The organism is Maridesulfovibrio ferrireducens (assembly GCF_900101105.1).
GTDB classification, from domain to species: Bacteria; Desulfobacterota; Desulfovibrionia; order Desulfovibrionales; family Desulfovibrionaceae; genus Maridesulfovibrio; species Maridesulfovibrio ferrireducens.
In genome coordinates, this window is sequence record NZ_FNGA01000002.1 from 89799 (window position 1) to 111673 (window position 21875).

Consider the following 21875-nt stretch of genomic DNA (forward strand, 5'->3'; position numbering starts at 1 on the left):
CAAAAAAAACCATGTATACGCTGTAAGCCTATACAGGATTCAAAAATAGGAATCCTGTATAGGCTTTTTCATGAATTGTTGAGATCTTGTACCTGATTTCTAAAACTTTTTCTACGTCTTAAGCAGAAGTAAATTTACTCCCACTCAATTGTGGCCGGTGGCTTGGAAGAGATATCAAGAACAACTCTGTTAACACCCTTAACCTCGTTAATAATCCGGTTGGACATACGGGCAAGAATATCATTAGGGAGACGGCTCCAGTCTGCGGTCATCGCATCAAGACTATCGACAAGTCTTAGAGCAATGACGTGCTCATAAGTACGGTCATCGCCCATAACACCAACGGTCTTGAGCGGAAGCAGAACAGCAAATCCCTGCCAGATCTTACGATACCAGCCGGTAGCATGAAGCTCATGCTGAACAATCCGGTCTGCCTGACGCAGAATTTCAAGCCTTTCATCAGTGATTTCACCGAGGATACGGATTGCAAGCCCCGGTCCGGGGAAAGGCTGACGCCAGATGATGTGTTCTGGAAGTCCAAGCTCAGAAGCAACCTTACGAACTTCATCTTTGAAAAGCTCACGAAGCGGCTCAACAAGATCAAGATCCATATCTTCAGGAAGTCCGCCAACATTGTGATGAGACTTGATTACAGCTGAAGGGCCTTTAAATGATTCAGATTCAATAACATCAGGATACAAAGTTCCCTGAGCAAGGAATTTTACATTTTTAAGAGCCTGCGCTTCTTCATTGAAAACATCAATAAAAGTATAACCGATAAGTTTGCGTTTCTTTTCAGGATCTTCAACACCTACAAGCTTATCAAGGAACAATCTTGCAGAATCAACGCATTTAACGTTCAACTCGAAATGCTCTTCCAGAAAACCGATAACTTCTTCACGCTCGTGCATACGAAGTAAACCGTTGTCGACGAAGATACAATGCAACCTTTTACCGATTGCTTTATGAAGCAGAACTGCAACAACTGTTGAATCTATGCCGCCTGAAAGACCGAGAACAACCTGAGCGTCTCCAATCTTTTCACGCATTTCTTTAATGCTGTTTTCAACAAAAGAAGCCATAGACCAGTCGGCCTTAAGTCCAGCAATTTTAAATACAAAGTTGGAAATAATAGTATTTCCACTTTCAGTATGAGCAACTTCAGGATGGAACTGTAATGCATAAATCTTGCGTTCCTCATCAGCCATAGCTGCAAAAGGAATGCTTTCAGTAGATCCGCATATTTTGAAACCTTCAGGAATGGATTCAACACGGTCACCGTGGCTCATCCAGACAGTCAGTTTATCAAGACTTTCAATACCCTGCCATAACTCACATCCGCCGGTTCCACAAAAATCAGCGCGACCATATTCTCTATCTTCAGAGGATACAACTTTTCCGCCCATGCTATGGGTCAAAAGCTGCATACCGTAACAGATACCGAGAATAGGTACGTTCATTTCAAGGTAAGCCGGATCAAGCTGAGGAGAATCCACATCAAGTACGGATGAAGGACCACCGGAAAGAATCAATGCTCCGGGATTCAGAGCTTTAATCTTTTCGGGATCAACATTACAAGGATGAATTTCGGAATATACACCCACCTCGCGTATTCTGCGAGCGATGAGCTGCGTAAACTGGGACCCGAAGTCCAGAATAATTACTTTATTTTCGTGCTTCATAACGACTCCTGACTTAAATTAGTAAGCATCAACCCTATAATTAGGTGCTTCTTTGGTGATAATTACATCGTGAACGTGGCTCTCTTTGAATCCGGCAGAAGTCATCTGAGTAAACTGAGCCTTCTCCTGTAATTCCTGAACGGAGCCGCAACCGACATATCCCATACCGGAACGCAAACCACCGATCATCTGGTAGATACTTTCAGAAACAGGCCCTTTATAAGGAACGCGTCCGACAATACCTTCAGGAACAAGTTTATTTGTATCTTTCTGGAAATAGCGGTCAGAACTACCCTGCTTCATAGCATCAATTGATCCCATTCCGCGATATAGTTTATAGCTACGTCCTTGATAAAGAACCTTTTCACCGGGGCTTTCATCAGTTCCGGCAAACATTGATCCCATCATAACGGTATTTGCACCGGCAACAAGAGCCTTTACAACATCACCGGAGAACTTAATGCCTCCGTCTGCGATGACACATACACCACGATCATGGCAAGCTCTGACAGCTTCCATAATTGCAGAGATCTGCGGTACGCCGACACCTGCAACAACACGTGTTGTACAAATAGAACCAGGTCCGATTCCAACCTTAACAGCATTTACGCCAGCATCAGCAAGTGCCATTGCACCTGTATAAGTAGCAATATTACCACCGATAATCTGCGCATCCGGGAAGCAGGAACGAAGTTCTTTTATGCTGTCCAGAATATTTTTAGAATGACCATGCGCTGAATCAAGAGCAAGAAAATCAACACCGGCATCAACAAGTGCAGAACTGCGTTCCATAAAGTCGCGACCGACTCCGATTGCAGCTCCTACGCGAAGTCTGCCACGTGAGTCTTTTGCAGCATTCGGATATTGTTTGACTTTGTCGATATCTTTAATGGTGATAAGACCGGTAAGTTTATTCTCGTCATCAACAACTAAAAGTTTTTCAATACGATTCTGATGGAGAAGTCTTTTAGCTTCTTCGAAAGCTATTCCGTGTGGAACAGTAATGAGGTTACGACTGGTCATTACTTCAGAAACAAGAGTATTTCTGTCCTTTACAAAGCGAACATCACGATTGGTGATGATTCCTGCAAGGTGTTCACCTTTTACTACCGGAAAGCCTGAAATTTTAAATTCAGCCATCAAATCAAGAGCCTTGCCGACAGTATCTTCAGGGTGAACAGTGATAGGGTCTGTGACCATGCCGCTTTCTGATTTTTTTACTCTCTCAACTTCGCGAACCTGATCCCTGACACTCATATTCTTGTGCACAACGCCGACACCACCATGGCGAGCCATGGAAATAGCCATTTGAGATTCAGTAACGGTATCCATTGCGGCACTGATAAGAGGTATTCCAAGAGTAATCTCTTCTGTCAGTTTGGCGGACACGTTCACCTTATCGGGAAGCACTTCCGAATAGGCAGGCAAAAGCAGAACATCGTCAAAAGTCAAAGACTGACCAACTACCTTTTCCATCTTTTCCTCTCATATAATTTTGGACTACTAGCTAAAAGAAAAGAGAAATCATTACACTATGATTCCTCTCAAACCCCGCCCATCCTTTTACAGATAATACAACAGGGGTACTGTAAGTAGCAAATTGTTTATGACTGGACGATACGACCAGCCGGAATTTATTAAAAAAAAATCATTTCTTATTATATACTTTTTCGTCCCGGATTCAACCGAATCTAAAAAGTAATTCAAAGTAGTTGGCCCCGCGTATCTGCGGGGCCAATTTTTGTCAACTCTAAAGTCCTAAGTATGCTTTTTTAACATCCTCGTTCGCCAGTAGTTTTTCACTGGTGTCGGAGAGTATTATCTCCCCGTTTTCCATGACATAACCTCGATGGGCTGTCTTTAAAGCGAGGTTCGCATTCTGCTCAACAAGAAAAACGGTTGTTCCACTTTCTTTATTAATTTTTTTAACTATTTCGAAAATTTGCCGAATAATTAACGGGGCCAGTCCAAGTGAAGGTTCATCTAAAAGAAGAAGCTTCGGTCTGGCCATTAACGCTCGAGAAATTGCCAACATTTGTTGTTCACCACCCGAAAGATTTCCTCCGAGCTGTTTTCTTCGTTCATAAAGAATAGGAAACAACTTAAACGCATGTTCCATATCTTCTTTTATTCCGGCTTTGTCATCCCTTAAAAAAGCACCCATATCCAGATTTTCGGTAATAGTGAGATCTGGAAAGATGAGCCGCCCTTCGGGAACCTGAGATATGCCCATTTTAACAATTTTATCGGGACTCTTTTTATGAATGGGCTGACCTTCATATAAAACTTCACCCGTACGCGGTGGAACAACTCCACTAATAGTCATAAGAGTTGTGGTCTTACCGGCGCCGTTAGCTCCGATCAAGGTGATTATTTCACCTTTTGCGACCTCGATATTAATATTTCTCAGGGCCTGAATATTACCGTAGTAGGTATTAATATTTTTTAATTTAAGCATCTAAATCTTCTCCGAGATAAGCCTTGATTACAGCGGGATTCTGGCTGACCTCCTGAGGAGTTCCGTGAGCAATTTCCCGGCCGTACTCTAAAACGAATAAACGGTCTGAAAGACTCATAACCATTTTCATATCGTGCTCAATCAGGAGAACTGATATGTTATGTTTCTCTTTAATTGAAACAATCAGATCTTCAAGCTCAAGAGTCTCCTGCGGATTCATACCGGCAGCAGGCTCATCGAGAAGCAATAAGAAAGGATCGGTTGCCAAAGCTCTTGCGATTTCGAGACGGCGCTGAGCTCCGTATGGCAGGTTACAGGCAAGTTCGTCTGAAAATTCATCAAGACCTAATTCTTTAAGCAGTTCGTAACTCTTGATGATGGTTTCACGTTCTTCCCTTTTAGTACCCGGACCGCGAAAAACAGCTCCGATAAAGCTTGCTTTTGTACGGCAATGGCACCCTATCATTACATTTTCGATGACGCTCATTGATGGAAAAAGACGGATATTCTGGAAAGTTCTAGCCATCCCCATTTCAGTGACATGGTTAGGTTTCATCCCGTTGATTCTCTTGAATCCTTTACCGCTGGGATCAATCTTCACATCGCCTAAAGTAGGATTATAAATTCCGGTAATACAGTTGAAAAAGGTAGTTTTTCCAGCTCCGTTAGGACCGATAAGAGCAACAATCTCCCCTTCGCGCACATCAAGATCGACATCATCAAGAGCTCTTAAGCCGCCGAAGTCTTTACAGACTCCCTTAACCTCAAGCACTGTTCTTTTTTCATTACTCATTGGCTTCACCTAAAGCTTTCTTGATGGCATTAATATCAATTTTCTGTCGTACATCTCTAATAAGTCCCTGCGGTCTAAATACCATCACCAACACCATCGTGGCTCCGAAAATAAGCATACGATATTCGGAAAAGGCTCTGAGATATTCAGGAAGAAGTATGAGCACCAAGGCACCGAGGATAACCCCGAGAATTGACCCCATACCACCGAGAACAACTATTGATAAAATGATTGCTGACTCAAGGAATGTAAAACTGGCCGGATTGATGAATGAAGTTTTTGCAGCAAAAACAACACCGACCAGACCTGCCCATGTGGCTCCCAGAGAAAATGCCATCAGCTTAGTTTTAACTTTATCAATCCCCATGGCCTGACATGCAATCTCATCTTCACGAAGAGCCTGCCACGCACGGCCTATGCGGGAATTTTTAAGTCTGTTCACAACAAAAATTGTGAAAATAACCAATACAATCATCAGATAATACATGAAGTGTATCGAATTTGAGAGACCTGTGAACAAGCCGAAAAAGTCAGGTCTGGGAATATTTGCAATCCCGCTGGGTCCGTGAGTAAAATCACCCCAGTTTTCCAGCACAAGCCGGATAATTTCACCGAATCCGAGTGTAACAATCGCAAGATAATCACCCCGGAGGCGCAACACGGGAAAACCGAGTAGAATTCCGCAAAGGGCTCCAAGCAATGCGCCGACAGGCAACGCAACCCAAAAATTAACTCCCCAATATAAATTCATAAGCGCGTAGGAATAAGCACCTACCGCATAAAAAGCTACGTAGCCGAGATCAAGAAGCCCTGCCAACCCGACAACAATGTTAAGCCCAAGTCCAAGCACCACATAAATGAGCGCCGAGATCATGATATTGACCTGATACATCGAAAAAAGTTGCGGGAAGATAATTGCAAAAATCAAAATTCCGGCAAGCAATGGATAATAAAATGACGGACTAGACAGAATTTTACTATACGTAGAAATCTGCTCTTCGCCGGATTCCTCATCAACTTTGTTGCCGGCTTCTTTTTTACGGATCATGAAACGCCAGACGTAAGAAAGGAAAAAGGTACATATACCAACGTATAGAACTCTTTCCAATCGCCATATAACAACATTCTCAACTGAGTCCACGAAGACCCCCATAATAGGCAGGACTAAGAACATGAACCACAATGAGACCAATAAAGATTTTTTAAAGCCTTCCATATTGCAAACAATCCGTTTTTATCTATTAGATCGGCAGAACGCCGTTAACGCGGTCTGAATCAAAGGGACATCTATGCCGATTAAACCTTCTGAACTGGAGCTTTACCAAGTAAACCAGAAGGTCGGAAAATCAGAATAATTACCAGCAACGCGAAAGCGAATACATCTTCATAATCACTGGAGACATATCCGGTGCAGAAACTTTCAGTCCAACCAAGAATCAGTCCGCCAAGAACTGCTCCCGGAATGGAACCGATACCGCCAAGAACTGCGGCGGTGAAGGCTTTAATCCCTGCGATGAAACCGATAAAAAAGTTAATCTGCCCGATATGCGAGGCAATTAAAACTCCCCCGACTGCAGCCAAAGATGAACCGATAATAAAAGTAGCAGATATGACCTGATCAACATTGATTCCGACAAGCATAGCCATTTTACGGTTTTGAGCCGTGGCGCGCATGGCTTTGCCCATTCTGGTAAACTTAATAAACAGGCTGAGAACAATCATTACGAAAGCTGCAACCGTAATTATAAGAAAGTCAGATGAACCGATCGTAGAAGAATACTTCTCAAGGAAATCGAACTCAGGTGTAAGTGTAGGAAATGAAAGAAAATCAGAAGTCTGTGAAAGCATCACATAGTTCTGAAGAAAAATAGACATACCGATTGCGGAAATAAGAGGAGAAAGCCTCGGTGCACTCCTTAGAGGACGATAGGCAATCTTTTCAAGAGTATAACCGTAAGCAGCGGCATAAACGACGGCAGCCATAGATGCCATAACCATAATTGATGTAGCGGGAAATCCAAAGCTGGTAAGCACTCCGGCAACTGTAAGTCCGACAAAAGCACCAATCATATAAACTTCACCATGAGCAAAGTTAATCAACTCGATGATACCGTAAACCATGGTATAACCAAGAGCGATAAGCGCATAGATACTTCCCCGAGTCAGGCCGCTGAAAAATAATTCCAGAAAATAATCCATTTAAGTTCCTGCTGAATCACGATCAGGGGAACAGACTTTAAGCCTGCCCCCCTTACCGATTTTTTATTTAGAATCAGTTACACAGGTTGGAGCTATTTAACTTCCTGATATGCACCGTCTTTGACTTGATACATTGAGAAGCCGACACCGAGAGCATCACCCTTTGAATCGAATTTGATCTTTCCTACTGGAGTCTCAACTTCTTCGTTGCGGAGTGCGTATACGATCTTTTCATAGTCTGTAGAACCGGCTCTTTCGATAGCTTTAAGCAAAGCCTGTGTTGCAGAATATGCTTCAAAGAAGAATGCACCGGGGTCGCCATCATGAGTTGCCTTGTACTGGTCAAGAGCGACCTTATACATTGGGTTTCCAGTGATATCACGAGGACCGGTTGCATATACGCCTTCGGAAGCTTTTCCGGCAACGTTGATGAACTTCTGAGCTTTAACTCCGTCATCTGAAATGAAAGGAATGGTGATTTTCTTTTTGCGGATCTGAGATACGATTTTAGAAGCTTCAGGGTGGTATCCACCAAAGATAACGCTATCTGCGCCGGAAGCTTTAATTTTCTGAACTACTGCAGAATAATCAACAGCTCCGGGAGTTACGCCTTCGAAAAGGACAACGTCTGCTTTACTGGATTCTTCGATGTATTTCTTAGCGAAATCAGCAAAACCTTTACCGTAGTCACCCTTGTCATGGATTACAGCAATTTTCTTAAGTCCGAGTGTATCAATAGCGAAATCTGTAGCAAGAGCTGCCTGAGCATCATCAGAAGCTATTGTTCTGAAAAAGTTAGGATAGTCTCCGCTCTGAGTCAGAGTAGGAGTGGTTGCGGAAGGAGACATACAAACGAGATTGGACTCTTTATAGATAGGAAGAGCAGCCTTGGTAGCTCCTGAGCAAATGTGACCGAGAACAACTGTTACTTCATCAGAAACGAGCTTAAATGCAGCATTCGTTGCAAATTCAGGCTTACACTGATCATCCTGACTGGAAATAACAACCTGAACACCGTTTATACCGCCCGCATCATTAACAGCCTTAACAACGAGCTTTGCAGCTTCAAGTGAAGGTAGACCGTAAGAAGCAAGGTCACCACTGTGAGCCCCGGCAACTCCGAGAAGGATAGTTTTAGCAGAAGCTTCTGCATTTTTTTCTCCGCCGAATACGACGAAACCGACGGTCAACATCAGAACACACGACAGAGCCAGCAATGAACGTTTCATAGACACTCCTTGACTGCAAATTTTAAGGGCTTATCGCCCGGATTACCAAATTCGTGATCATTAAATCTTAAACAGTATAAAATAAAACACGAACACCCATACCATAACCCAGTAAGGCTGGGCGACCCTAAATTTTCAAAACCTGGAAACTATTATCAAAAACGGAGATCCCTTCCGGCAAGATGGAAATCCGTCTTTCTTTTAGATAAACACCAAATCTCGAAGTGATAAATTAGCTAACATTAAGCATGTTTGTCAATATCAGGAACCCTAAAACGAACAAAGTAAAGCAGAATCATTAAATAAAAACAAAATAACCTGTCAAAAGTCCAAAAAAAACATAAAATACGGTCAATCCTATGTAGGTAGCCACTCACGACGCAACAACCCAAAAACCGTCAAAGAAAAAAGGGAATCCGCTTCAAAAGCGAATTCCCTTAGTATTACTAATCTTCGTGAGCCTCTTTCTTTAGCTCTTCTTCGGCATGAGATCTCATGTCGTCAGATGATTTAGGATTTGCGATGATCTTCTTAAAATGCTCTTCAGCTTCTTCATGCGCATGCAGATAATATTTCTTAATAATTCCCGTATTAAAATGGGCCATGGAATCATCAGGATCAACTAACAGTATTTTATCAAACGCCTCGGCAGCCTTATCAAACTTCTCAGCTTGATAGTAACACATTCCAAGCCCCATCAAAGCATTTATATTAGCAGGCTCGTTCTCAACAACCTTTTCAAAAAAGGTCTGTGCCCGGTCATAAGCACGAATCATCATGAAAGCATTTGCAAGTTCAAGCTGAACTTTCATATCCTCTGGATTATCACGCATGAGGTCCATCAGCTTACGAATTTCCTTCATACTCTCACCCATGGCTTCCTGACTCATGCCCGAACTGGATGATTCCTTCTGTTGCTGGAATTCCACCTTATTACCGGGATGATTCATGCGGTATGTCAGTGATGATACAAAAATTACAAGTAAGGCAACTCCAAGCAGAATTACGACAAATTTTTGTCCGCCGCCAAGAGCAAAACTTCTGCCGACAGGATTTGTTTGTTTTTTACTTGTCATTATCTAGCATCTCCATCTGTGTGATGCGCCGTTCCATGGCTACACCTTTGGCTGCAATAAAAGCCAGATATCCGGCTATTCCCGCCCAGACAGCAATATTTCCAATAAGCAAGTATGTTTCGTTAGTCATATATAATTACTCCTGATATTATTCATTATCCCAGACCAACCGGGCATCAAGCTTTCCGGCAAGACGGGTCTGACGAAAACGGACAGCCAGCAAAACCAGCCACAAAAGTCCAAATGCTGAAACATTGACGATCAATGTAGTTAACATTTCAGGTTCCATTCCGCCCCCTTTGGCCCCGAGCACCGCAGGATGTACACTTCTCCAGAGTCGCGCTGAATAAAAAACGAGAGGGACATCAACAAAAGCGACGATTCCAAGGACAGCGCACACTAAAGATCTGCGTTCGGCAGACATTGGCGAAGTTCTAAGCACCAGATAAGCAGCATAAACGAACCACATAATAAGAGTCGTGGTCAGCCTCGGATCCCATGTCCACCAGACATTCCATGCCGCCCGTCCCCAGAGGGAACCGGTTATAAGAGCAAGTCCACTGAAAACAACACCGATTTCAGCGGCAGCCCCTGCAATATAATCAAATTTAATATCTCTTTTAATCAAGTACAACGCACTGAAAATAAATACTACGAAAAAACTGATCATGGCCCATACCGCCATCGGCATATGGATGTAGAATATTTTCTGTACCAATCCCATAGTCGTCTCAACGGGAGCATACATCCAGATAAAATACTGCCCGGTACACAGGGCAATGCCGGAAATCAGCGCCGCAACTGCAAGACTCATTTTACGCTCCGTAATACAGTTATATTTTTACGCATGAACATATTATTGTTCACCACTATATACAAAAGGAAAAAGGATCAGGCCGGCTCCGCTGAATAACGCAGATGAGGACAAAATAATCCCCAGCCACGATGATTGATCAAGAGCCTCAACCCCGGAGAAAGCCGAGGTCATCAATTGTATTGCACCGAGCAGGATAGGCAGAAGCAGAGGAAAAAGAATGACTGATAAAAGCGATTCTCTTGCGGCCTGTCCCTGAGAGATTGCACCAAGCAACGCCCCTAAAGAAACAAGACCCCAATCCGCAGCTAAAACAGTAATTGCAAAAAAGGCGAAAGAGCCTTTCAAGTCCTGACCAAGAAACACAATTGTAGCTGGAAGAAATACCAACTGTGAACACAGAAGTAATCCGAATCCAGCTAAACCTTTTCCGAACCAGACAGCATGAAGAGGGACAGGAGAAGAAAGCAGTCCCAATCGAGCTTCATTTGATTCTTCCATAGAAAACAATGTATTAAAAACCAGCACCAGTCCGAAACAAGAAGCCAGCCAGAATATAGCCGACGCGGCCTGAGCTTCTACAAGTTGCCCAGCCGGACGCGAAAGACTAAAAACAAAGATCAGCAAAAGTCCCAGAAGAACTGCTTGCGTTAACCCCTGTCCTCCGCCGACCGACAGTTTAAGGTCCTTGGATGCAATGATCAGTCCTCGTTTTAACATACCTTCCCTCCGAGAACTGTTTCCGGATCAAAATCAGCCGCTGCCCCCAGATACTCAAGCTTGCTACTTGCAAGGCCGAGTATTCTATCAGCAAGAGTCGCATCATGATTTACATCATGGCTGATCCAGACAACCGCAGCACCCCGGTCACGAAAAGCAACGACTTCTTCACGAAGTAGGCTAAGCGAAGCCTGATCAAGCCCGGTACCCGGTTCATCCAAAAAGAGAAGATCAGGATCAATCAGAAAAACCCGCGCCAGATTCAGGCGCTGAGCCATTCCCCGTGAAAAGGAACCTGCAAGTTCTTCCGCCGCCCTTTCAAGGCCTACTCTACGCAGCAAAACCATAAGTTCGTCGCGGGATGGAGAAAGCCCATACATTGAAGCCCAGAAAGAGAGATTTCTTAAAGCACTGAGCCGGGGATAAATAAACGTGGAATGCCCGAGATAAGCTGTTTTTTCAGGAGGTGTAATAATCTCCGCAGATCCGGCTGAAGGTCGTGACAGACCTGCCATAATCTTTAGCAAAGTGGTCTTACCCGCACCATTACGACCGACCACAAGAAGGATTTCCCCCTTGTGAACGTCACAACTCACGTTCTTAAATATCAGCCTCGTGCCAAAAAACTTGGCAGCATTGCGCACTTTAAGAGCTATACTTTCATTAGTTTGCACTTAAGTCCGCCTTAACTTAAACGAGTCTTCCTGAACGCTACCAGCCCGAATAGGCACATAAGAGTTCCACCGATCCACATCCAGTTGATCAGAGGATTCACGCTTATTTTAAGCGTTACAGCGCCTTTTTCGTCAACACCGAGCAGTACACCGTAAATTTCATCACCAAGTCCGGGGATGACCGAAACCTCAGCAAACGGCTGAGGAAAATTACGATATATTCTACGTTCAGGATTCAGAAGTCCGACATGTTTGCCGTCTTTGGTCACTTCAATCAAGGAAGCTATCTTAGCAATTGCAGGGGTCTGACTTTCGGTAAAATCTTTAAAAGTTAAAGTGTAATCACCGATCTGAGCACTTTGGCCCTTATCAAGTACAAACTCACCCACAACCTGATTCGGTCCGGACCATGCAACTCCCAGAAAAACAAGAGCAACACCGAAGTGAATCCCGTATATTCCCATAGTTGAGGTCACTTTGCGAACCTGAGGTATAAAAATAAAAACTCCGACAATCCCGACAAGCGCAGCAATGGACGCAGCGGATGTAATGAGACCCAACGGATGATGCAATCCAGCCATCCAGCTGATAGCCAGTCCGCCGACAAAAGAAACGAGTACGAGTATAAGTCCGCGCTTATCTCTGATTCCTTCCTTCCAGCTGAACCATGGACAGACTGCGAAGATCAAAATTAACAATGAAAATAACGGCAAACAAACGCGGTTGTAGAAATTCGCATCAAGCCCAACCGGATTGGCGCTCCACATCTTGCTGATTACAGGCCACATTGTGCCTAAACCTACAACCAGACCGAGAGCAAGTAAGGCCCAAGCTGCTACTACAAGTAACCCCTGTCTGCTCCCGAGAGTAGAAAGAGACTTGGCTTCTACACGTTGTCCGAGGACCAGAACAAGTGCTGTCAGGACAAGCGCTGCAATCATGAACAAAGCAAGCGGAAGAGCCACCCCGCCTTCACCGAAGGCATGAAGGGACTGAATAACCCCGCTACGAACCAGATATGTGCCGAAAATACAGAGCAGGAATGTCAAGCTCATCAAAAAGACATTTGTCTTCTGCAACGCTTTCCGTCTGAGTTCAATAATTGCGGTATGCATAAAAGCGGTAGAGCTGAGCCAAGGAATAAGTGAAGCATTTTCAACAGGATCCCATGCCCAATATCCGCCCCAACCAAGTTCCATATAAGACCACCATGCACCGAGAACGATTCCCGCGGTAAGAAATACCCACGCAAGAATATTCCAGTTACGGCAAAACTTAACCCATGACTTTGCTTCACCGCAAATAAATGCCGCAAGAGCAAGTGCAGCAGGACTTGTAAATCCGGCATAACCGAGAAATAAAAGTGGTGGATGAAAAATCATGCCCGGATTTCTAAGCAGAGGGTTAAGCCCTCTTCCATCTGTGGGGACAGGAACAAGTTCCATAAAAGGGCTGGACCAACATGTAACAAGTAACAGGAAAAAAGCCTGTACGAGCAAATAAAAAAGCCAGTAATAAAGGCGCGTTTTTTCCGAAAATTCTTGAAATAAAGATAATCTCGAAAAAACTACACCCATAACGGCTATAGAAAGAATCCAAAAGAGCAGAGACCCTTCGCCTCCGGCCCAGAATGCTGTAATTGAATAAAGAAGAGACAAGGTATTATCTACATGTTCGTAGACATACATATATGAATAGTCACGGCTGAGGAGAGCTACAGTCAAAATAACACTTGCGAATGTAACAAGTCCCGCAACAACAATATTCGCTCTGTCTAAAAGCACAAGAACATTACGCCTGCCTGTCAGTAGCGATAAACAAGCATATGCTCCTGCGCCGAGCGTGGCCAAGAGTGCAAGTAAAAGCATCAAATTGGCAATAATTTGCATTTTATATCAACTCCATGAATGGATAAATTAATCAAACAATTAAACACAAAAAGTCCTGCCCGGATTATTAAAATCCTGACAGGATCATTTTAAATAAAAAGTTAACCTTCCCGGCTTTCCTTTTCATATTTTGAAGGACACTTGGTTATCAATGAATTTGCTTTAAAAGCTTTATTTCCACCGACAAAAGTACCTTCGACTATGACTTCAGCATCCACTTTAAAAGTATCGGGAACCGCACCGCGATATACAACCCGAATACTCTGGTCGAGATTCTTTTGATCTGTCAAATCGAAAGTGACACCAAGTCCGCCGTTAGTAATTTCTATATTTTGAGGACCGACCTTACCAAAAAGTCTGGACTGTCCAAGCTCACTCTCATCCATAGCAAGCGCTTCAGAAACGTTTAGAAAGTACACACTGTCCTGAGAAAGACCCGAATAAACAAGCCATCCCAGTCCTCCCAGAAAAAGTAGCAAGGCGACAATATATACGCCTTTTCCGCTTTTTTTGGCCATTTTGTTCTCCGTTATATTTCTAAATGTCAGAGGTTTTCTTTCTCCGACTGACAATAAGTTCTTCTCTTCTCTTATGAGCAAGCTCGCGCATGTCAACGACCTGATCGGTCTCATCAACGATCTCGCTGCCGAGAATTTCTTCCATTACATCTTCAAGAGTGACAACGCCGGACATTCCTCCATACTCATCGAGCACCACAAATAAGTGCATACGACTTTCAAGAAACTTAACCAGCAGTTTGTCGAGAGTAATGTTCTCGAGTACAAATCGGACAGGTTTCATCAACTCTGAAAGTTTGACGTCATCCTTATCATCTGCAAGCGCTTCAAAAACTAATCGCCTGTAGATAACACCTACGATTTCCTCGGGATTATCACCTTCATATACAGGAATACGGCTATGCGGCCATGCACTGTACTTTACATGAGCCTCTGCGACAGTCATTTCAGTGGGCAAGGAAAACACGACGGTCCGGGGAGTCATAATTTGCTCCACAATCTTGTCGTCCAACGACAGGATGTTAGCAATTGAGAGGGCTTCATAAGGTTTAATCGCCCCGGATTTTCGAGTCAAACTGACCATTGCTCTGATGTCATCTTCCGTAACCTGAGGTCCTTTCCCCCCCTTGCTTACAAGACGGGCAAGAAATCCGCATACCCAAATAACAGGAGAAAAAATCCAGACCATAATCTCCAGCGGGCGGGCAAGAGCCGTCCCCAAAGTGTGGCAGTAGACAATTCCTAGTGTTTTGGGAAGTATTTCAGAAAACAATAATATAATAAGGGTAAAAACCAGCGCAAACCACGGCAGAGTTTCAACCCCGTAAACGTTGCTCCACGCAGCTCCCGCAATCGAGGCTCCGGCGGTATTGGCAACAGTATTAAGTGTAAGTATAGCAGTTATCGGCTTTTCCACGTTCAAGCGAAGGTTATGCAGAATTATTCCTGCCTTATGACCTTCCTTGCGCAACTTTTCTATTCGACTCTGTGGAAAAGAATAAAAAACAGCCTCACTGACTGAACAGTAGGCAGATATGACAGTAGCCAGCCCGACGGCAAGTATTAGTTCCAGCATTAATTTTTTTGTTAAAGTTACTCAAAGCGATGATTCGCAAAAAAGTATAACTAGATAACTATCAGAAGGATACTACCCGTGCAACAGAAATAGGGTAGCCGTCCCCGAATCAGTACGAAATGAAGATTCATTTATGACTTTAAAATAAAAACAGATGACACTTTATAAGCTGTTTCACAGAAAAAGACATGACAAATAGCAATACTGCTAAAATTGAAAGGTAAAATTTACATTGACCTTTTGCTCTGCACAATTAAAATAGCGCGATAATGCACCCGTTAAAAGACAATCACAAAATAATATTCAGACTCAGCGCTCTTGGAGATCTAATCCTGACAACCGGAGTTATAGATTTCTGGGCGGAGAAGTACGGCTGGACTTTCAGCGTAATAACTAAACAGCAATATGCCGCGCCCTTAGAAAAGAACCCGCATATAACTGAAATTATCAAACTTGATAAAAATGATCTCGGAGATTCAGCTTGGATTACCAAGGCTGGAGAACTTGCGCTGAAATATGAAGGCTGTGAACTGATCGACCTGCACTCAACGCTCAGATCCAGAATACTTGCCATGCGTTGGCGCGGCACTGTGTCCCGTTATAAAAAATTCAGCCTTGAGCGCAGATTGTTTAAACTTACACGTTCATCCAAACTCGAAAAAGTTCTAGAAGATAAACCTGTAACTGTACGCTACACCTCCGCAATTGAAAAAGAACTACCGGATGCAAAAGAACTTCTGCCCCACATTTACCTTACAAAATCTGAAAAGTGTAACGCGCTTTCAATGATGAAACGCGAAAATTTGAATAAAAATTTTATAGCACTTCATCCATATGCCACTCACCCGGACAAAGCATGGCCCCGCGAATACTGGAGAGAGCTTATAAAACAGCTTGATGAAAAGGGAATCCAATGGGCGGTAGTAGGCAAAGATGAAAACATATTGAATGCCGGCAAATCTGAATGGAATTTCACAAACAGACTTTCTCTGAGACAAACTTCAGCGATTCTACAAGAAGCAAAATTTTTGGTAACTGGTGATTCCGGCCCCATGCATCTTGCAGCCGGTGTGGGAACTCCCGTTATAGCAATGTTCGGACCGACCTCTAAAGTCTGGGGATTCTATCCGGCTGGTAAATATGACCGCATATTGGAGTTGGACCTTAACTGCCGTCCCTGCTCACTTCACGGAAAAAGCAATTGCAGCAAAAACCGCGAATGTTTAAAAAAAATCCGCCCTGAAAACATTATGAATATTCTTCTAAACCCCAATACTTATTGAATTCATCCGCTTTACCTTTGACATAATCAGCAACTGCGGCAGGAACATATAGGCTGATATCACCACCCTCTCTCCATACCTTGCGAACAAATGTAGAGCTGATTTTAAAATCAAAATCATCAATTATGTAAACAGACTTTCCGTCCTTTAATTTCCACTCATTTGTGTCTGTATTATCAATGTCTGTGAATATTTTTTTGAGAAGTAAAGTCATTTCACCAGCATCAGATTTTCCCCGGCTGACAGCGACGATATTCGCGAGAAGTGGAATCTTTTCCCAATCTTTCCAGCCGGGCAGAGAGTTGAAGGCATCCTGCCCCATCAAGAAATACAACTCGTCTTCTGGATAACGTTTTAACGCTTCTTTAAGTGTCTGTACCGTATATGTGGGGCCGGTCGAAGACATATCTATATCACAGACATCAAAATTGTCTAAACCATCAACAGCCCTCTGAATCAATTCAAATCGAAGCTCAGCAGGCAGCATGGTTCCACATTTTTTATGGTAAGGATTCCCTGCCGGAACAAACAGCACCTGATCAAGCCCAAGACGCTTCATCACTGCGGATGCAACATCAATGTGAGTATTGTGAACAGGATTAAAACTGCCGCCGAACAACCCTATTTTCATAAAATATAACCTCAAAAAATTCCCGGCGAGCGCTTAAAACAAGTCTCACCGGGATTTAATATTTCAAACAATAAAAGACATACAGAGCTAGGTTAACCACTCAGTTTTACAGACGAATATTCCATTCACCGAGCGAAACAAACTTTGTACTGGTCAACTCTTTAGCTCCCATGGGACCGTACGAATGAAGCTTTGAGGTAGATATTCCTATTTCCGCGCCGAGTCCCAACTGTCCGCCGTCATTAAATCTGGTGGAACAATTAACCCCGACCATTGAAGCATCAACTTCACGTACAAAACGCATGGCACGATCGTGATCTTTTGTAAGAATCACTTCGGTATGATTTGAACCGTATCGAGCTATATAATCCTGAGCGTCATCCTGACTTGAAACAACTTTCACAGTCAGAATTAAATCCAGAAATTCATACCCGAAATCATCGATAGTTGCAGCGATCGCTGTATTTCCAAGCAAAGACATTGAACGCGGGCACGCTCTGAACTGAACTCCGCATGCACCGAGAATTGTCGCCATTGCAGGCAAAAAGTCTTCAGCAATATCCTCATGAACCAGAACACCCTCAAGAGCATTACAAACACCGGGTTTCTGGGTTTTAGAATTTTTGACGATATCAACTGACTTTGCAATGTCCGCAAACTTATCAACAAAAATATGACATACGCCCTTATAATGTTTGAGAACAGGCATAGTAGCCTGCTGAACGACAGCACGAATCAGCCCTTCTCCGCCGCGGGGAATGACAACATCAATATACTCATCGAGTTTCAGCAGTTCGCTGACAGCTTCGCGGTCAGTAACAGCCACAACCTGAGCCGCATCCGCAGGCAGATTCTGACTTTCAAGAGCTTTATGAATAAGCGAAGCCAGCGCTAAATTAGAATGAATAGCTTCCGAACCGCCTCGCAGAATAATTGAATTACCAGCTTTCAAACACAGCACAGCGGCATCAACAGTCACATTAGGACGGGATTCGAAAATCATCATGATAACGCCGAGAGGGATGCGCATTTTTCCGACAAGCACTCCACTTGGACGCCGTTCCATTTTTTCAATTTCGCCAACAGGATCAGTTTGCGCGGCAACTTCATTACAACCCTGAATCATGTAATTCAAAACTGCCGGAGAAATTTCGAGGCGCTGCATGCGTGCGTTATCAAGCCCGCGTGCTTTTGCGGCATCAAGGTCTTTACGGTTTTCAGCAAAGATAAATTCCTGCTCCTTTTCGAGCAAAGATGCCAACTTCAAAATAGCTCCATTTCTAACGGAACCGTCTGCGCACGAAATTTTACGTGCTGCTTTTTTAGCCTTACGGGCTACGTCTTTCATTGCTTCTGCAAAATTCATTATAGACCACCTTGAAACAAGATATATTAACTGAAATTACTTATTTTCCACCTATCGATCAATTTGGGCTACTAAGGATATTGCAAAAAAGTCAACTACCAATTACCAATGAGGAGCATTTTTCGGTGTATAACTGAAAAACATAGTAATTTTTTTTTACTATTTTTGTAATCTTTTTCAGGCACTTTCATATTTTACCTGATGTTACGGACTCTTAACTTGAAAATTCAGTTTTGACCTTTTTGTCAGACTACTTTATAAAGCGCACTTAACTTTGTGCAAAATCCATCAATATCCCGGAGGCTCTTCTTTAATATGGAAGATAACAAACAGACCACACACGACCTTATTGACGAGGTGCAGGCAACCGCACCCGAAAGCATCCACCCTCTTCTCGATTTTCTTCTTAGAAACGGAAAGGCTATTGCCATCGGGATTGCAGTAATTCTTGTTCTAGCAGCAGGATTTTCCGGCTACCAGTACATGCAGCAGCAAAAACAGGTAAAAGCTCAAAGTGAACTCGGAACCATTCTTATCAAATATAGCGGAACAAAAAAGGCTGAAGAACTTGCAGCATTTTTGCCAACCGCTCCTTCTGATATGAAACCGGCTGTTGAACTGGCTCTCGCCAAAGCATGGATGGACGATTCTAAGTTCATGAAAGCAGAAGCCGTCTGGGCAGAAATTGCAAAAAGCAATGAAGCAATGGCTCCCGTTGCATCTCTCGGACAGGCAAAATGCCTGATCCTTTCTGACAAACCTGAAGAAGCTGTCAAAATTCTACAGGCACTCAAAAACAAAACCGGTGACAACTTCACAAGCACAATTGACAGATTACTCGCTGAAGCCGCTGAGAAATCAGGCAATATTCAGCTTGCAATTCAGGCATATCAGGGACTGCTTAACAACAATCCCTCACAGAGGCTCTACTTTGAGAGCAAAATCGTAGAGCTTAAGACTAAGCTTTAATTAAGATAGGAGCGCATTTATGGCTCATCCACTTCTCGCCGATAATCCCGGCCAAAAAAAACTCCTGCTAGGCAATGAAGCTATTGTCAGAGGATGTATTGAAGCCGGAATACAAATGGTTACCTGTTATCCGGGTACCCCGTCATCAGAAGTACCCGATACTTTCTTCCGCCTGTCCAGCGAAGGCGACTTTTCATTTGAATATTCAGTAAATGAAAAAGTTGCCCTTGAAGTTGGTGGCGGAGCAGCTCTTGCCGGAGCAATGACTCTGACAACCATGAAACATGTAGGTGTAAACGTAGCGGCTGATCCGCTTATGACACTCGCATATGTTGGTACACCCGGCGGTATGGTGCTGCTTTCCGCAGACGATCCGGGCTGTCATTCAAGTCAAAACGAGCAGGACAACCGCTACTACGCGCGTCTTGCCGGCATGGCTTGCTTTGAGCCTTCTACTGCGCAGGAAGCAAAAGATATGACTCGTGACGCTCTTAATATGTCACGCGAAACATCTTCTCCGGTTCTGCTTAGAACAACAACCAGAGTAAACCACTTGCGCGGTCCAGTTGAATATGGCCCAATCGCCAAACTGGCTGCTCCTGAAGGTTTTAAAAGGAATCCTTCCAAGTACGTACCTATTCCGGCTTTTGCCCGCCCGATGCATGTCGCGCTGCTTAAAAAGCTTGAAGAATTACGCGAATTGGCAGAAAAATCCGTGTACAACAAAGTTTCCGGTAACGGAAAAATAGGTATTGTTGCTTCGGGTATTTGCAGAGCTTATATTAATGATGCTCTTATTGATTCCGGCCTAGCAGATAAGTTCAAATTACTCGAATTAGGATTTACTTTTCCTCTTCCTGAAAAGCTTGTTACGGACTTCATGTCATCTGTGGACAAGGTAATCATTCTTGAAGAGCTTGAGCCTTTCCTTGAAAATGAATTTAGAGTTCTAGCTCAGAAGCACTCTATTTCTATAGAAATTATCGGTAAAGAAAATGCAAACTTACCACTGAATGGAGAATACTCCACTGGTAACGTTTCTGCAATAATTCACGAAGTTCTTGGGCTTACACCTGAGAAAATAGATTTTTGTGCAGCAGAAGAAGGTCTTCCTGTAAGACCTCCGAACCTTTGTGCCGGATGTCCTCACCGTGCGACATATTATGCCGCTAAAAAAGTGTTCGGACCTGAAGCAATCTGTTCATCTGACATCGGGTGTTACACACTCGGAATTCTGCCTCCACTTAATGCAGCAGACTTTCTGCTTTGCATGGGATCATCTATCTCTGCCGGATCCGGCGTTGCCCGCGCTTCCGGTCAGACTGTAGTAGGATTCATCGGAGACTCAACATTCTTCCATTCCGGAATTACCGGACTGGTGAATGCAGTATTCAATCAGCACAATATATTACTGGTTATTCTTGATAACAGCACAACTGCCATGACCGGACATCAGCCTAATCCCGGCGTTGAAACAACACTTCTCGGCTCTAATCCAGCTCAGATCAGTATTGAAGCAATCGTTAAAGGATGCGGCGTAAACGAAATCCGTACTGTCAGCCCGCTTAACCAGAAAGCTACTTTCAAGGCTCTTGAAGAGCTTAAAGATCTGCAAGGCGTAAGAGTTCTGATCGCAAAAGATCCATGTCCGCTCTTTGCTAAAAGAGCTTTGGGTAAAAAGCCGACTCAGACTGCTTATGTTGCCAACCAAAGTGACGAAGTAATCAGCTGTATGGAAGCAATTGCATGTCCTGCATTTGAAAAAGGCAAAGACGGAGTCAGTATTAATGAAACTCTTTGCTCTGGCTGTATGCTTTGTCTGCAAATGACTAAAGACATAAAAGCCAGAAAGAGGAACAGCTAATGAGTACTAGGTTGCGTATATTCATGACTGGAGTAGGCGGACAGGGAACCCTGACAGCCACGAATCTTCTTGCACAGGCAATCCTTGATAATGGAACAGATGTCACTGCAGGAGAAATTCACGGAATGGCACAACGAGGCGGAGTTGTTGAATCAGCAATTCTTCTGGGAATGTCTTCTCCGAAAATAGCACATGGTGAAGCCGACATCATTCTCGGTTTCGAACCGCTTGAAACCCTTCGAGCTCTTCCCTACCTGAAACCCGGTGGCGTTATTCTTTCAAGTACTGAAGATATCCATCCACTGAGTGTTTCAACAGGTAAAGCCGAAGAAACTCCTTTAGACTACATCAAGGAAAAAGTTAACAGTTGCGCAAGCAAAGCATACTTCATCCCTTGCCAGAGCTTAGGTCTTAAAGCCGGAGCGGTCCAAAGCGGAAACATAGCTCTACTCGGAGCTCTCTGCGCGACAGGCTTAATTCCCCTGAAACCGGAAGAATTGGCAGTAACGATCAAATCTGTCATGAAGCCCAAAATAGCGGATATCAACATCAAAGCCCTTCAATTAGGGGTGGAAGCTGTATCCTGATGATTAACATTTCGACAGCCGCGACCCAAGTTGCGGCTGTCGACTTTT

Annotated in this window: 21 protein-coding genes; 4 read left to right on the forward strand and 17 right to left on the reverse strand. The window is 43.7% G+C overall.

The window, feature by feature from the left end; all coding sequences use genetic code 11:
* Nucleotides 1-134: 134 nt before the first annotated feature.
* The 15 genes from guaA to BLT41_RS05260 all read right to left on the reverse strand — a co-directional run bounded on the left by guaA (nucleotide 135) and on the right by BLT41_RS05260 (nucleotide 15127).
* Nucleotides 135-1682, reverse strand: a complete 1548-nt coding sequence (gene guaA, locus BLT41_RS05190; RefSeq protein WP_092159008.1) for a glutamine-hydrolyzing GMP synthase — start codon at nucleotides 1680-1682, stop codon at nucleotides 135-137.
* 18 nt (nucleotides 1683-1700) lie between these two features.
* Nucleotides 1701-3158 (reverse strand): IMP dehydrogenase, encoded by a 1458-nt coding sequence (gene guaB, locus BLT41_RS05195; RefSeq protein ID WP_092159010.1) that lies wholly within the window; start codon nucleotides 3156-3158, stop codon nucleotides 1701-1703.
* Between the two features lie 274 nt (nucleotides 3159-3432).
* Nucleotides 3433-4140, reverse strand: a complete 708-nt coding sequence (locus tag BLT41_RS05200) for an ABC transporter ATP-binding protein (protein ID WP_092159012.1) — start codon at nucleotides 4138-4140, stop codon at nucleotides 3433-3435.
* The gene (locus BLT41_RS05205; RefSeq protein ID WP_092159014.1) at nucleotides 4133-4933 is read right to left on the reverse strand and encodes an ABC transporter ATP-binding protein; all 801 of its coding nucleotides are present in this window, start codon (nucleotides 4931-4933) and stop codon (nucleotides 4133-4135) included. The genes BLT41_RS05200 and BLT41_RS05205 overlap by 8 nt, the downstream gene beginning before the upstream one ends.
* Nucleotides 4926-6149: an ABC transporter permease subunit gene (locus BLT41_RS05210; RefSeq protein WP_092159016.1), complete on the reverse strand. Its 1224-nt coding sequence runs from the start codon at nucleotides 6147-6149 to the stop codon at nucleotides 4926-4928. Before BLT41_RS05210 ends, BLT41_RS05205 begins: the two co-directional genes overlap by 8 nt.
* An 80-nt stretch (nucleotides 6150-6229) precedes the next feature.
* Nucleotides 6230-7132: a branched-chain amino acid ABC transporter permease gene (locus tag BLT41_RS05215; protein ID WP_092159018.1), complete on the reverse strand. Its 903-nt coding sequence runs from the start codon at nucleotides 7130-7132 to the stop codon at nucleotides 6230-6232.
* Between the two features lie 92 nt (nucleotides 7133-7224).
* Nucleotides 7225-8361: a branched-chain amino acid ABC transporter substrate-binding protein gene (locus tag BLT41_RS05220; RefSeq protein ID WP_092159020.1), complete on the reverse strand. Its 1137-nt coding sequence runs from the start codon at nucleotides 8359-8361 to the stop codon at nucleotides 7225-7227.
* 446 nt (nucleotides 8362-8807) lie between these two features.
* A complete protein-coding gene (locus BLT41_RS05225; RefSeq protein WP_092159022.1) occupies nucleotides 8808-9437 on the reverse strand; it encodes a tetratricopeptide repeat protein in 630 nt (209 codons plus the stop codon).
* Nucleotides 9427-9567, reverse strand: a complete 141-nt coding sequence (locus BLT41_RS05230) for a CcmD family protein (protein ID WP_092159024.1) — start codon at nucleotides 9565-9567, stop codon at nucleotides 9427-9429. Before BLT41_RS05230 ends, BLT41_RS05225 begins: the two co-directional genes overlap by 11 nt.
* Before the next feature lie 18 nt (nucleotides 9568-9585).
* Nucleotides 9586-10251, reverse strand: coding sequence for a cytochrome c biogenesis protein CcsA (gene ccsA, locus BLT41_RS05235; protein ID WP_092159026.1), 666 nt, complete (start codon nucleotides 10249-10251; stop codon nucleotides 9586-9588).
* A gap of 42 nt (nucleotides 10252-10293) precedes the next feature.
* A complete protein-coding gene (locus BLT41_RS05240; protein ID WP_092159028.1) occupies nucleotides 10294-10971 on the reverse strand; it encodes a heme exporter protein CcmB in 678 nt (225 codons plus the stop codon).
* Nucleotides 10965-11645 carry an ABC transporter ATP-binding protein gene (locus BLT41_RS05245; RefSeq protein ID WP_092159030.1) on the reverse strand — a complete coding sequence of 227 codons (681 nt, stop codon included), beginning with the start codon at nucleotides 11643-11645 and terminating at the stop codon, nucleotides 10965-10967. The genes BLT41_RS05240 and BLT41_RS05245 overlap by 7 nt, the downstream gene beginning before the upstream one ends.
* Before the next feature lie 11 nt (nucleotides 11646-11656).
* Nucleotides 11657-13534 carry a heme lyase CcmF/NrfE family subunit gene (locus BLT41_RS05250; RefSeq protein ID WP_092159032.1) on the reverse strand — a complete coding sequence of 626 codons (1878 nt, stop codon included), beginning with the start codon at nucleotides 13532-13534 and terminating at the stop codon, nucleotides 11657-11659.
* A gap of 101 nt (nucleotides 13535-13635) precedes the next feature.
* Nucleotides 13636-14052, reverse strand: coding sequence for a cytochrome c maturation protein CcmE (locus BLT41_RS05255; RefSeq protein ID WP_092159034.1), 417 nt, complete (start codon nucleotides 14050-14052; stop codon nucleotides 13636-13638).
* Between the two features lie 19 nt (nucleotides 14053-14071).
* The gene (locus BLT41_RS05260) at nucleotides 14072-15127 is read right to left on the reverse strand and encodes a hemolysin family protein (RefSeq protein WP_092159036.1); all 1056 of its coding nucleotides are present in this window, start codon (nucleotides 15125-15127) and stop codon (nucleotides 14072-14074) included.
* A gap of 269 nt (nucleotides 15128-15396) precedes the next feature.
* On the opposite strand from BLT41_RS05260, the gene BLT41_RS05265 reads away from it, so the two are divergent.
* Complete coding sequence (locus tag BLT41_RS05265) at nucleotides 15397-16410, forward strand: glycosyltransferase family 9 protein (RefSeq protein WP_092159038.1); 1014 nt, start codon at nucleotides 15397-15399, stop codon at nucleotides 16408-16410.
* Here BLT41_RS05265 and nadD read toward each other — a convergent pair.
* Entirely contained in the window at nucleotides 16376-17041 is a 666-nt protein-coding gene (gene nadD / locus BLT41_RS05270; protein WP_092159040.1) for a nicotinate-nucleotide adenylyltransferase, read from the reverse strand. The genes BLT41_RS05265 and nadD overlap by 35 nt on opposite strands.
* Nucleotides 17042-17147: 106 nt before the next feature.
* The gene (locus BLT41_RS05275) at nucleotides 17148-18407 is read right to left on the reverse strand and encodes a glutamate-5-semialdehyde dehydrogenase (RefSeq protein ID WP_092159042.1); all 1260 of its coding nucleotides are present in this window, start codon (nucleotides 18405-18407) and stop codon (nucleotides 17148-17150) included.
* A 315-nt stretch (nucleotides 18408-18722) separates the two neighbouring features.
* Here BLT41_RS05275 and BLT41_RS05280 point away from each other — a divergent pair, with 315 nt between their 5' ends.
* From BLT41_RS05280 to BLT41_RS05290, 3 genes are read left to right on the forward strand one after another with little or no spacing between them, the layout of a single operon-like run.
* The gene (locus BLT41_RS05280; protein ID WP_092159044.1) at nucleotides 18723-19376 is read left to right on the forward strand and encodes a YfgM family protein; all 654 of its coding nucleotides are present in this window, start codon (nucleotides 18723-18725) and stop codon (nucleotides 19374-19376) included.
* 19 nt (nucleotides 19377-19395) lie between these two features.
* A complete protein-coding gene (gene iorA / locus BLT41_RS05285) occupies nucleotides 19396-21240 on the forward strand; it encodes an indolepyruvate ferredoxin oxidoreductase subunit alpha (RefSeq protein WP_092159046.1) in 1845 nt (614 codons plus the stop codon).
* Complete coding sequence (locus BLT41_RS05290) at nucleotides 21240-21827, forward strand: indolepyruvate oxidoreductase subunit beta (RefSeq protein ID WP_092159048.1); 588 nt, start codon at nucleotides 21240-21242, stop codon at nucleotides 21825-21827. The genes iorA and BLT41_RS05290 overlap by 1 nt, the downstream gene beginning before the upstream one ends.
* Nucleotides 21828-21875: the final 48 nt, after the last annotated feature.